The sequence below is a fragment of the Mesorhizobium liriopis genome (assembly GCF_024053505.1).
Lineage (GTDB): Bacteria > Pseudomonadota > Alphaproteobacteria > Rhizobiales > Rhizobiaceae > Mesorhizobium_B > Mesorhizobium_B liriopis.
This window is the reverse complement of sequence record NZ_JAMXQS010000012.1, coordinates 1-12,463: the sequence shown is the minus strand read 5'-3', so window position 1 is coordinate 12,463 and position 12,463 is coordinate 1. Positions and strand designations below refer to the sequence as shown.

The window sequence follows — 12,463 nt, the reverse complement described above, 5'->3', positions numbered from 1 at the left end:
CGTGCGCCGCCTAGGCCATGCCGCGCCGCGACCAGGCTTCGAGGCGGCGTGTCAGCAGGTTGGAAATCAGAGTAGCGAGCAGGTAGAGGCACGCCGCTGCCAGGAAGAAGGTGAAGTAGGACTTGGTGGCACCTGCAGCCTGTCGCGTGACCTGCGTCAGTTCTCCAAAGCCGAGCACAGCCAGCAGCGCCGTGTTCTTCATGGCGATCAACCACAGGTTCGACAGGCCCGGTATCGCGTTGGGAAGCATCGCGGGAAGCGTGATCCGGCGCAGGACCAAGGCGGGTGACATGCCGAAGGCGCGCGCGGCCTCGATCTGTCCGGACGGGACGGCAAGGATTGCCCCGCGGATCACCTCGGTCGCGTAGGCCCCGATCACGATGCCCAGAACGAAAATGCCCGCGGCCGCGCCGTTCACGTCGACAGGAGGATAGCCGACAAGGTCGAGCGTCTTGTTCAGCATATCGGTCCCGACGAAATAGACCACAAGGATCAAGATAAGCTCGGGGAGTGAGCGGACGATGGTCGTATAGAGCTCAAGCGACTGCCGGGCGAAGCGGTTGCCATAAAGCTTGCCAAAGCTTCCCAGCGTGCCGATGACCAGACCGAGCACAAAGGCACCGGCTGCGATCAGGAGAGAGCGGTAAAGCCCGACTAGGAGCGCCCATCCCCACCCCTGGGTCAGAAAAAGGTCGAGCTCCACTCCGAGGAAATCGGGAATGGTCGTCATGACTTGGATTCGCAGATGGAGGGGTGAATGGCGGGAAGCGGAGCTCCCCGCCACGGGCGATCATTTGCCGTAGATGTCGTAGTCGAAATACTTCTTGGTGATCTCGTCGTACGTCCCATTTGTGCGTAGGGCGGCGATTGCTGCGTTCAGACGATCCTTGATCTCCGTGTCGCCTTGGCGCAGACCCGCGCCGTAGCCCTCACCAAGGGTCTGGACGTCGCGCGGCAGGGTGCCCTTGGACGAGCAGCAGTTGCCGAGATCGGTCTTAAAGAACTCGTTCATCGCGATGCGACCGTCAAGCACGGCGTCGATGCGACCTGCTGCAAGATCCTGATAAGCTTCGTCCTGCGTGGCGTAGCCCCGGATCTCCGACGCGTTTTTTGCCAAGAACTTCTGGGCATAGGTCTGATAGCCGGTCGAGACCTGGACGCCGATGATCTTGCCGTCGAAATCCTCCGGCTCGATGCCGAAGTCGGCGTCCTTCGGCTCGACGACCTCGGTCTCGACTTCGTAATATTTGTCGGAGAAATCGATGACCTTACGGCGCTCGTCGTTGATGCGCAGGGAATTCAGGATGACGTCGATCTTCTTGCCGAGAAGGGCGGGGATGATGCCTTCCCATGCAACTGGCACGAGTTCGCATTCATACTTCGCCTCGGCGCAGAGCGCCTCGATGAAATCCGGCTCCCATCCGGTCCAGTTGCCCGAGGCAGCCGGAACCCAGAACGGTGGATAGGCCTCCGGCGAAAAGCCGACCTTCAGCTTCTCCGCCCAAGCGGAGGGTGCGGCGAGCATGGAAGCCGCGAGGATCGCAGCGCCGATAATCCGTTTCATTACTGTCTCCCATAGTCTGTTGAATGGTCTGATGTGCGCCCGACATTGCCGAGGAAGCGCGCGAGCCGCTCGGATTTGGGGTTGCCGAGGACTTGTGCGGGCAGGCCCTGTTCCTCGACGAGGCCGTCGCGAAGAAAGACGACGTGGTTCGCCACATCCCTCGCGAATCCCATCTCATGGGTCACGAGGATCATCGTGCGGCCCTCCTCGGCCAGACTGGTGATCACCTTGAGAACTTCGCCGACGAGTTCGGGGTCGAGCGCAGATGTCGGCTCGTCGAACAGCATGACCTTTGGTTGCACCGCCAGAGCCCGGGCGATCGCGCCGCGCTGCTGCTGGCCACCGGACAAGAAGGCCGGGTAAACGTTCGCCTTGTCCGCGAGGCCGACGCGGTCGAGAAGCTCCATCGCTTCCACTGTCGCTTTGTCGCGCGGGATACCGAGCACCCGCACGGGCACTTCGGTGACGTTCTCCAACAGGGTCATATGCGACCAGAGATTGAAGCTCTGGAAGACCATTGCAAGCTTTGTGCGGATCCGGCGGATCTGCGCATTCGAGGCTGCACCAAGGTGGCCGCGGCCATCCGGCGTCAGGCCGACTTCCTCACCATCGATACGAAGCGAACCAGCCGTCGGATGTTCCAGAAGGTTGAGGCAGCGCAGGAGAGTCGACTTGCCGGAACCGCTGCCGCCGATGATGGCGATCACGTCGCCCTTGCAAGCTGTGAGGTCGACGCCCTTCAATACTTCGAGGGAGCCGAAAGACTTGCGGATACCCTCGGCGCGAAGCGCCTCGGGTGAATGCGTGAGGGCCATGAGCCACGTTCCCGTTCGTGTTATGCACGAATTCAAGTTTCTTAACGGCTCATCTTACGCTTGCCGCTTCAGAGATAACCTGCAAAAAATCTATCGGTTAGACAAAACTGGCTCATGCGAAGAATCCGTCGATCAATTCCTTCCGGCAATTTGCTTTACGTGTTCGATGCCGCTGCGAAGTGGGAGAGCTTCACGCGCGCGGCGGACGAACTGAACGTCACGCCGGCAGCCGTCAGTCACGCGATCCGGCAATTAGAAACGGGGCTTGGTTTCAGCCTTTTCGTTCGACGGCACCGCCAACTGGCGTTGAGTCCGGACGGCGCGAAACTGCATCAGAGCATCGCTTTCGGCCTCGATCGGATCGAGGAGACGATCGACAGGATACAAGCCGCGCATGCGTCCTCAGCGATCAAGGTCTATGCGTCGATCACTCTAGGCACTTACTGGCTTTTGCCGCAACTCGCGAGCTATCCGGACGGCGCGACGCGCATCGAGATGCAGCTTTACAATTCGGACCGCACGCTCGAACTGCCCGATGACGGCATATCCTTGGCGATCACCAACGGGCGAACGAACTGGCCGGGCTACGAGGTCCATCCGTTCGCGCCGGAAGTCATCTCGCCAGTGTGCAGTCCGCAATATCTGCAGCGACACGGCCCGATATGCAGCCTGGAAGACCTGTCCGGTCATCGGTTGCTTCATCTCGACGATGGCTACCACGATGGCATCACATGGACGGGCTTTCTCGGGGGCTTCGGTATCAGACGGCCGTTGGCTCCCGAGGACATCACCCACAACAACTACATTCTCGTCATCCACGAGGCTCTGACGGGAGCCGGTGTCGGTCTGGGCTTTCACCATTCAATGGGCGACCTGCTCGAAAGCGGCGCATTAGTGCGGGCTGTCGACCTGACTGTCGAGACTTCGAGCGAGTTCCAGATCGTCGCGAAAGGGGAAAAGCAGAATGCTCAGCTCTTGTCCGTGCGAGACTGGCTGGTCGCGAGGCGCCGCCAGACAGCGACGCGGACGGGCGAGGAGAGAAGGAAACTGGTTGTCTGAACAGCGGTGGAATGTTCCAAGGCCTGAGCAAGGCAGTCAATCTAAGGACGTGGGATGGATCTTGGGATACGCGATCGTTGGGCGATCGTCTGTGCTTCCAGCAGGGGACTAGGCAAAGCGTGCGCGGTAGCGCTTGCAAGTGAGGGCGTACATCTGATTATCAACGGAACGAACCGTGCCGTGCTTTTGGAAACAGCTGCCGAGATAAGGGCCTTAAGCAGCGTCGAGGTCGTTCCTGTCGTGGCGGACGTTGCGACTAAAGAGGGAAGAGCAGCCCTTCATTCCGCATGCGGATCACCGGATATCCTAATCAACAATGCAGGGGGCCCGCCTGCAGGCAATTTCCGCTCTCTCTCCCGAGAGCAGTGGCTCGACGCGATCGAGATGAACATGCTGGCTCCCATCGAAATGACGAATGCCGTCGTCGATGGCATGATCGCACGCAGGTTCGGCCGGATCGTCAACATCACTTCATCGTCCGTGAAGGCGCCGATAAGCTACCTCGGCCTTTCAAACGGCGCACGTAGCGGCCTGACAGGGTTCATGGCGGGAGTGGCAACGGAAATCTCGCAGTTCAATGTGACTATCAACAATATCCTGCCGGGTTCGTTCGAGACCGACCGACTGCGAGAGAGCGCGAGACAGGTCGCAGTGACAGGACAGGAACCAGAGCAAGTCTTGGAACACTGGCGTGCCAGTGAGACATCTCGTCGATTTGGCAATCCCAGCGAATGCGGCGCCCTTTGCGCGTTCCTGTGCAGTGGTAGCTCCGGCTACATTACCAAGCAGAACATCATGATCGACGGGGGCTCGTACGCCGGAGCTTTTTGACCGAAAGTCTGCCAATCCTAGTCGGCATGCTTCATGCCCGAGGTATTTGCGGGTCGATCCAAGACCCTTATGTCATTCTTGAGTGCGGAGGCGTAATCCTTCTCAGTCGCTGCTCTAGCTGCCGCCGCGTCGCCCACCAGAAGCGCTTCGTAGATGGGGCCATGCCATTCCATCAGGTCGATCGTTCTCGGGCGCTGGCGTTCTGACCAGCGGTAAACCCATTCGACTTTGTGGAGAAGCGACTTATAAGTCTTCAGCTATCTCGTATGCCCGCACAGCTGAACGGTCGTGCGACGAAAATTTCAATCGGCGCCGGGGCGATCAACTTCCAGAGTGTCAAAGATTTGCTTTGTAGTGATCGTCAATTGTAAGCAGACGGTCGGCTTCCGGCCCAAATCCAGACTCAGCAACGCTTTCTGGGCAGAAAGACTTACTGCAGATCGATGATCGTTGCTGGGCTGACGGTTTGATAGGTCTTCGTGCCGCTCACCATGCCGGTTGCCGCACGAGGCTGACCGATCCCGGACTTCAGCCAGCATTCTTTCTTCGCGGCGACAAACGTGAAGGCCAACCGTCAGCTGCCCGGTTGGCTCTGGCGAGTGATGTCATGCTCAGTCTCGGACGATGCGTGGGCCACGCCCGACTTTAACGATCCCGTGCATGGCGAGCGCCTGAGACAGGAGTGGCCAAAAGAGTGCCAGGCCGATCCGCTCGGCTATCTTAAGACCGATCTTGATCGCCGGCCCTCAGGCCAGCCAGCGATTGCGTTGCTGCAGAGCTTGGTCGTTGCGAATGCAACTTCACCACTGATAAATCAGAGGCCGGTGTTTCAAAAGCTTACGAAGCTTTTGCTTTTTTCCATGGTTGAGCCCCGCTTTACCACCTCGCCTTCAACCAACAGTACACGCGGCTTGTCCGCAGGCGGCGAGCTCGAGAGAGCAATAAGCGACTCTGCGGCGCGACTACCCATCTCGTAGCTGGGAAGGACCAAAGTAGACAGCGATGGATGCGTATACCGTGCTAACTCCTGATCGTCATATCCCATGATCGACAGTTGGCGAGGCACCTCAATGCCGAGTTCTCTTGCCGCTTCCAATGCACCTATTGCCATAAGATCATTGCCACATAGGATCGCGGATGGTGGGCACCGTAGACTCATGAGGTCCATGGCGTGCTGATATCCACGCAGCGGAAGCCAGTCGCCGTTTCGGATCAGCTCTGTATCGAGTTCGATTCCTGCGGAGGCGAGCGCACGCTCATAGCCCCTCATGCGATCGATAGCTGCGTCCATCCACGGCTCACCGTTGATAAAGGCGATGCGACGATGGCCTAGCGCGATCAAATGCTCGGCCGCCTGCTGCCCGCCCTGCACTTCATTGGGTAGAACGGAAAGGTGCCAACGCGGCTTCGTGTAGCAATTGAGCAAGACGGTAGGCAGATCTTCAAGCCCCGCCGGCAGCGAAACCCGGCGAGTGAAGATGGTAGAATAGATTACACCTAGCACAGAACGATCGCGCCGGATCGCTTCAACGGTCGCCGCTTCCAGCTCGGGATTGGAGCGCGTCACATAGGTCGAGATTAGCATGCCTCGCCCGAAGGCGAAATCGCGCGCGCCGTCCAAGCTCACCACCGGATGTGGGCTCGTCGAGATTTCATCGACCATATAGGCGATCATGCGCCGCTCTTCTGTCCGTGCGGCTTCGCGGCGGATCGCTGGAAGCTCGTAACCAATCCGTCGCGCGGCATCGAGTACGCGTTCCTTGGTTTCGAGGGAGAGCCGCGCACCGGTCATACCATTAAGAACGAGCGAAACCGAAGACTGGGACACGCCGGCGAGCCGCGCCACGTCGGTCATGGTGGGGCGTCCTCTCTTACCCTCGCCCTCCGCGCCATTTCTGGCAGGTCGTGGCGCCTGATGCTCGCCACTTGAGACTTCCAACTTCTGAGGTTCTTCACGGCTTTGCTTGCTGTCCACCCTTCTCCCTTTCAGCTGTGCACTCGCCATTCGTATACCGCGGCGGGTTTTCCGCTTGACTGCTAATATTATTAGCCCGCAGATTAGACAATTGAAGCGGGAAGAGGATGCTTCAAAACAGGACTGTCAGGAGAAAACCTGACGCCATCGGGAAGAGGAAACAATCCAATGTCGCATTTCACACGCCGTGCATTCATGGCGGCGGCAGGCGCCGTCGCAGCAATCAGCATCTCAGCTAGCGCGGGGTTTGCTCAGTCGCCCAAGCTTGTGCAGAAAGATACCTATAAGGTCGGTTTTGCCCAAACCGAGTCGAACAATCCTTGGCGCATTGCCCAGACCAAGTCGATGCAGGACGAAGCTGCCAAGCTCGGCTATCAGCTTGTCTATACCGACGCCGCCGGCTCTGCCGCCAAGCAAGTGGCGGATGTCAATTCCATGATCGCGCAAGGGGTGGATCTGATTTTTCTCGCGCCGCGTGAGGAAAAGCCGCTGATCCCCGCCGTGATGGCCGCAAAAGCCGCTGGCATTCCCGTGATCCTACTCGACCGTAATGTCGATCCAAGCCTCGCCAAGCCCGGCGAGGATTATGTCACATTCATAGGCTCGGACTTCGTAGATGAAGGCAAACGCGTCGCCGAGTGGCTTCAGGAGAACAAGCAGGGTGGGGCCAAGATCATTGAGCTAGAGGGCACTACCGGCTCCTCCCCCGCCAACGACCGTAAGAAGGGTTTCGACGAGGCGCTTAAGGAAGGCTACACGGTCGTCGCCTCTCAGTCCGGTGACTTCGCTCGCGACAAGGGCCGCCAAGTAGCTGAGGCGCTGCTTCAGGCCCATCCTGATGCCGATGTGATCTATGCACACAATGACGAGATGGCGATGGGTGCGATCTCAGCATTAGAAGCCGCTGGCAAGACACCGGGCAAGGACGTCTGGGTGTTGTCCATCGACGGGGGCAAGGAAGCTGTGCAGGCTGTGGTGGACGGCAAGATTGCGGCTGTGGTCGAGTGCAACCCACGCTTTGGACCCAAGGCCTTTGAAACCATGGCACGCTACGCCAAGGGCGAGCAGATAGAGCCTTGGGTGAAGAACACTGACAAGTTTTACGACCCCAAGAACGCTAAAGACGAAGTGGCAAGCGCTTACTAAGTCGCTCAACTCCTCCGGCCGACCGACCGACTCGTCATGAGTCGGTCGGGCGTTATCCATCTTTTCCAGGCGTGCTTTTCAAAAGAGCCGCTTTGAGGAGTTCTGGGCCATGCTCCTGTCCATGAAGGACATCAACAAGAGTTTCTCCGGGGTCAGCGTGCTCCGAGACGCTTCCTTGGAAGTCGCGCCCGGCGAGGTGATGGCCCTGATTGGCCAGAACGGAGCCGGGAAATCCACAATGATCAAAATTCTGACCGGAGCCTACCGCAAGGATTCTGGCTCGATACAATTTGACGGCACGCAAGTAGACTTTTCTGCCCCAGCAGGGGCGCAAGCGGCGGGCATCGCGACAGTCTATCAGGAACTTAACCTTGCGCCCCATCGAACGGTGGCTGAAAACATCTTCCTATCGCGCGAGCCGCGCCGTTGGGGTTTGCTCGACCGACGACGAATGCGCGCTGAGGCGTCCCGTGTGCTCGCCCGCTTCAAACTTGAACTTGATGTGGACCGCCCACTGGAGGATTTCAGTGCGGCGACACGCCAAATGGTAGCGATCGCGCGCGGCGTCACGCAGAACGCCCGCCTGGTGATCATGGACGAGCCGACCTCCTCGCTAGACGAACGTGAGGTCGGCGTTCTGTTCGACACGATCCGCACGCTAAAGGCCGATGGCGTTTCCACTCTTTTCGTCAGCCACCGCCTAAGCGAGCTTTACGCCGTCTGTGACCGCGTCACTATCATGCGCGACGGACGCACTATCGGCCAGCATCCGATGAGCGAGATTTCCCGCGTCGAGCTGGTGCGCTCGATGCTTGGCCGCGAGTTGACCGCGTTTGCCACGCGCGCCAAGGACGAAGCGCGAGGCTCAGACCTCCCTGTGTTTCTTCACGCTGAAGATCTTCACGCCGGAACCCGCGTCCGCGGCGTTTCACTCCAAGTGCGTCGTGGCGAGATCGCCGGGCTCGCAGGTCTGCTTGGGGCAGGACGCACTGAAACTGCGCGGCTGATCTTTGGTGCTGACCCACGCGACGGCGGACGGGTCGCGGTTGAGGGTCGCGAAACCTCATATCGCGAACCGGTAGATGCGATCCGTGACGGTATCGGACTAGTATCGGAGGATCGCAAGGTCGAAGGCATTGTTCCTGAATTGAGCGTGCGCGAAAACATGACGCTCGCAATCCTTCCCAAGCTGCGCGTTGGCGGCGTGGTGGATCGTACCCGTGAGCGCGCAATCGTGGATCGCTTCATTAAAGCGCTCGGCGTTAAGTGCTCCTCACCCGAGCAGCCAATCCGGGAGCTTTCGGGCGGAAATCAACAAAAGGTGCTGCTCGCTCGCTGGCTTTGCACCGATCCCAACCTCTTAATCGTAGACGAGCCCACCCGGGGTATCGACGTTGGGGCGAAGGCTGAAATCCTCAAACTTCTTCGTGAGTTGGCCGATGACGGGCTGTCAGTCTTGATGATCTCTTCCGAGCTCGAGGAACTGATGGCGGCTGCCGACCACGTCACGGTTCTGAGTGACGGCCAATCGGTTGCTGTCCTCGCCGCCGACGAACTGAGCGAGGAACGCCTGATGACAGAAATGGCCCACCAGAACGAGATCGGCAGCGAGGGAGCCCGCGCAGCATGAGCGCGCTTGATACCGCACCTTCGTCAACGAATGGCGGCCCCGTCGAACGCCGCCTCAATGCTAGGCAGGCCACACTGCGCTTTTTGGGGCGCTATGGCACGCTTCTTGTGTTTGCGAGCCTGCTGCTCTTTAACGTCGTCTTCACGCCGAACTTCGTCGCTTGGAACACTCTGACCCTAAACCTCACCCAGGTTGCTACCGTAGTGATCGTTGCGATGGGTATGACGTTGGTGATCGCCACCGGTGGAATAGACCTCTCCGTGGGTTCGGTCATGGCGATCGCGGGTGCGCTCGCCCCGCTGATCTTCCTCGACCGAATTGTGCCGATCCCAAGTCACACGCTTGGTGTCGCCTTGGCACTTACTCTGCCGCTTCTAGCCGCTGCGTTGTGCGGTTGGTTCAATGGCTTTCTGATCACGCGCTACCGCATCCAGCCCATCGTCGCGACGCTTGTGCTGTTTATCGCCGGACGCGGCATCGCTCAGACTTTCACCAACAGCGAGTTGCAGACCTTCAACGAGCCGAGCTTTCAGTTCATTGGCAAGGGTTTTGTCTGGGGCGTGCCGGTGCAGGTGATCCTGATGGCTCTGGTCGTACTTGCGACGCACTATCTGGTCCGCCGCACCGCCCTCGGTCGCCAAATTCTTGCAGTAGGCGGGAATGAAAAGGCTGCGCGGCTTTCGGGCATCGATGCCGCTGGTGTGAAACGGTTGATTTATGTGATCAGCGGTGTGCTTGCGGGCATAGCCGGGATGGTCGTTGTCGCAATCAACAATGCCAGTGATGCAGCACGGGTGGGTACGTTGATGGAGCTTGATGCGATCGCCGCCGTTGCGGTCGGCGGAACGCTGCTTTCAGGCGGGCGAGCCAATGTGCTCGGAACGGTGCTCGGCGCCTTTGTACTCCAACTCGTGCGCACCACGCTTCTTGCCAACGGTGTGCCGGATGCAGCCGCGCTGGTAGTCAAGGCGGCGCTGATCATCGCCGCAGTCTGGCTGCAGTCGCGCGCCGAGCGCATCTAAGGAGGTTCGCCATGGCGCATATACTTCCATCCGCTCCCAGCTCGCTTCTCGGCCGCTTCATGCCTCGCTCCAACTTGGCCCTCGCCCGGCTCGGGGTGGTTCTGGCGCTGCTCGCGCTGATCTTGTTCGGAGCGCTTCGGTATGATGGCTTTGTCGGCCTGTTCAATATTCTGAGCTTCCTCAAATTTAATTCTATGTTCGCGTTGGTCGCTCTAGGCATGGCATTCGTGATCATGACCGGCGGTATCGACTTGTCGGTTGGCGCGGCTGCAGCACTTGCCAGCGTTGCCGCGGCTATCTGCTCAACCTACGGCAGTGCGGCCGGCATCCTCGGCGGGCTCAGCGCAGGCCTTGCAGTAGGCTTGATCAACGGTGTGGTGATCACTGGCCTGCGCATCCAACCCTTCATCGCGACTCTTGCAACCATGCTTGCCGCTAATGGCAGCGCGCTTCTGCTCGCTGGCAATCAGTCCGTTTCGATCGCCACCGACAACAACTTCATGGCCATCGGCCTCAACAACTTCCTTGGTCTGCCCATCCCCGTCTGGATCGTGGTCTTCGCCTATTTCGGCGGCTGGCTAACGCTGGAGCGCCTGCCCGTGGGACGTCGAATCCTTGCAATCGGCGATGGCGAGGCAACCGCTAAACTGATGGGGCTCCATGTGGAGCGGACCCTACTCGGCGTGTATCTTTTCTCTGGTCTTATGGCCGGCACGGCGGGCGTGATCCTCGCTTCTTCCTCCTTCGCCGGTCAGCCGACAGAGGGTATTGGCTGGGAATTGATCGCTATCGCCTCGGTCGTGGTCGGCGGTACACTTCTTACCGGTGGCGTCGGGTCGGTTGGCGCGACGCTTGCCGGAGCACTTCTACTCGGATTGGTTTTCACTGTTATCAATTTCGAGAACGGCAAGGGCTGGATCTCGCTTTCCTCGTCTTGGCAGCCAGTGATCCGCGGGCTTTTCCTGCTCGCGGTAGTGGTGCTGCAGGCCAAGCTCGCCGGCACTCGGCGCAACTCTCCATAACAAGCATAGCAAAGGAGCAACGCTCATGAACCTCGCTGTGAACCATGACACCATGAAGGACGAGGATGTCGCTACCCTTTATCGTGACGGCATCGTCGGCAAGAAAGCCGCGTTTTCGCGTCAATTTGCGGAGGCGATGCGCGAGGATATGATGACTGCCTTCTGGGCCGCCATCCAGCGCCCCGGCGGCGCGGTGGGGCGTGGTCCCCGCCGTTGGTATGTAGAAATCCATCCTGAGAATTTCGGCGGCTTTGTCGAACTGACTACCCATCCTTGGTTCGTGAAGATGTGCACCGAAGTCCTCGGCCCCGATTATAAGATCGTTGAGATCGGTTTTGACACTCCCTTTCAAGGCGCAAAGAACCAGCCTTGGCACCGCGACTTTCCCTCGCCAAAAGATTCATACGAAGACAAGCGTATCACCTCACTCGCTTTTAACTTGACCGGCGTGGACGTGACGGAAGATATGGGGCCTTTCGAGGTCGCCCCTGGCACCCAATTCCTGGACGGCCGCGAATGGAAGCACGAGATGTTTCCAGAGAAGGAAATCTGGCCACAATTCGCTGAAAAGGGCGTCAAGAAGTATCCGCAGATGGGCGACATCTCCTGTCGCTCCGCGCTCACTGTCCATCGTGGCACGGCGCACCCCTCGCCAATTTCACGCCCGGTATTGGTGATCGGTGTCGATGCGCCGGGTGCAGGCCACGACGCGCTGCACGACATGATGGTCACGCGCGACTTCTACGATGCGTTGCCTGCCCAGGTCAGAGACCACCTCGTTTGCAGCGTAGTTGATGAACTCATTCCGCCGACGCAAAAACACGACATCGAAGGTTTGGTGATGGGTACGGAGTAATTACTCTTCGAGGAGCACTCCTCTGCTTGAAGCACTTGGTATCGAGTCCGCTGCCACTCAGTTGTCGCGAGGAAAACAGGCATAGTGATAAGGTGCTTCGCCAAGGCTGATGCCATGGCGGAGCCATAGATAAAATATGTCAACGAGATGAGTGACAGTTGGCCAGGGCTAGAGAACCCGTGGCTCTACTAGTTCTTCGTACCCTTGCGTAGCCAAGCGCAACAATGTCGATCTGCCGCGTATAGGCCCCGCCTGCTATGATCGGGCATGTCTGACGATGTGCAAAATGAGCAGCTAGACGAGGGGCAGAGCGCTGGTGATCGGTCTCTCGCTATCACCTACCGTCCCTTGGCTTCGCTCATCCCTTATGCCCGCAACGCGCGCACGCATTCAGATGCGCAGGTGGCCGAGATCGCCGCTTCGATCCGCGAGTTCGGCTGGACAAACCCGGTTCTGGTGGATGGTGACAACGGCATCATCGCAGGCCATGGCCGGGTGATGGCAGCCCGCAAGCTTAGGATGAGGCAAGTGCCCGTGATCGAG

12 protein-coding genes are annotated in these 12,463 nt (G+C 59.1%); 8 read left to right on the top strand and 4 right to left on the bottom strand.

The genetic code is table 11. From position 1 onward, the window contains the following. Positions 1–10 precede the first annotated feature (10 nt). Genes NGM99_RS20770 through NGM99_RS20760 form a run of 3 tightly spaced genes read right to left on the bottom strand, consistent with a single transcriptional unit; the run spans position 11 to position 2,379 of the window. Entirely contained in the window at positions 11–730 is a 720-nt protein-coding gene (locus tag NGM99_RS20770) for an ABC transporter permease (protein WP_252822547.1), read from the bottom strand. A gap of 60 nt (positions 731–790) precedes the next feature. Next, positions 791–1,564, bottom strand: coding sequence for a transporter substrate-binding domain-containing protein (locus NGM99_RS20765; RefSeq protein WP_252822545.1), 774 nt, complete (start codon positions 1,562–1,564; stop codon positions 791–793). Further along, entirely contained in the window at positions 1,564–2,379 is an 816-nt protein-coding gene (locus NGM99_RS20760) for an ABC transporter ATP-binding protein (RefSeq protein ID WP_252822543.1), read from the bottom strand. The genes NGM99_RS20765 and NGM99_RS20760 overlap by 1 nt, the downstream gene beginning before the upstream one ends. A 114-nt stretch (positions 2,380–2,493) precedes the next feature. On the opposite strand from NGM99_RS20760, the gene NGM99_RS20755 reads away from it, so the two are divergent. Together NGM99_RS20755 and NGM99_RS20750 are read left to right on the top strand one after the other, a co-directional pair. Further along, complete coding sequence (locus tag NGM99_RS20755; protein ID WP_252822542.1) at positions 2,494–3,438, top strand: LysR substrate-binding domain-containing protein; 945 nt, start codon at positions 2,494–2,496, stop codon at positions 3,436–3,438. A gap of 54 nt (positions 3,439–3,492) precedes the next feature. After that, positions 3,493–4,269 carry an SDR family oxidoreductase gene (locus NGM99_RS20750; RefSeq protein ID WP_252822541.1) on the top strand — a complete coding sequence of 259 codons (777 nt, stop codon included), beginning with the start codon at positions 3,493–3,495 and terminating at the stop codon, positions 4,267–4,269. An 829-nt stretch (positions 4,270–5,098) separates the two neighbouring features. On the opposite strand, the gene NGM99_RS20745 is transcribed toward NGM99_RS20750, so the two are convergent. Continuing rightward, positions 5,099–6,124 carry a LacI family DNA-binding transcriptional regulator gene (locus NGM99_RS20745; RefSeq protein WP_252822539.1) on the bottom strand — a complete coding sequence of 342 codons (1,026 nt, stop codon included), beginning with the start codon at positions 6,122–6,124 and terminating at the stop codon, positions 5,099–5,101. Positions 6,125–6,412: 288 nt separating this feature from the next. Here NGM99_RS20745 and NGM99_RS20740 point away from each other — a divergent pair, with 288 nt between their 5' ends. The 6 genes from NGM99_RS20740 to NGM99_RS20715 all read left to right on the top strand — a co-directional run. Further along, positions 6,413–7,390, top strand: a complete 978-nt coding sequence (locus NGM99_RS20740) for an ABC transporter substrate-binding protein (protein WP_252822537.1) — start codon at positions 6,413–6,415, stop codon at positions 7,388–7,390. A 109-nt stretch (positions 7,391–7,499) separates the two neighbouring features. Continuing rightward, complete coding sequence (locus tag NGM99_RS20735) at positions 7,500–9,020, top strand: sugar ABC transporter ATP-binding protein (RefSeq protein WP_252822535.1); 1,521 nt, start codon at positions 7,500–7,502, stop codon at positions 9,018–9,020. Then, complete coding sequence (locus tag NGM99_RS20730; protein ID WP_252822533.1) at positions 9,017–10,042, top strand: ABC transporter permease; 1,026 nt, start codon at positions 9,017–9,019, stop codon at positions 10,040–10,042. Before NGM99_RS20735 ends, NGM99_RS20730 begins: the two co-directional genes overlap by 4 nt. 59 nt (positions 10,043–10,101) lie before the next feature. Next, positions 10,102–11,064, top strand: a complete 963-nt coding sequence (locus NGM99_RS20725; RefSeq protein WP_252822593.1) for an ABC transporter permease — start codon at positions 10,102–10,104, stop codon at positions 11,062–11,064. A gap of 25 nt (positions 11,065–11,089) precedes the next feature. After that, a complete protein-coding gene (locus NGM99_RS20720; RefSeq protein WP_252822531.1) occupies positions 11,090–11,920 on the top strand; it encodes a phytanoyl-CoA dioxygenase family protein in 831 nt (276 codons plus the stop codon). Between the two features lie 267 nt (positions 11,921–12,187). Then, positions 12,188–12,463: ParB/Srx family N-terminal domain-containing protein (locus tag NGM99_RS20715; protein WP_252822529.1), on the top strand; the 276-nt coding region annotated here is incomplete at its 3' end.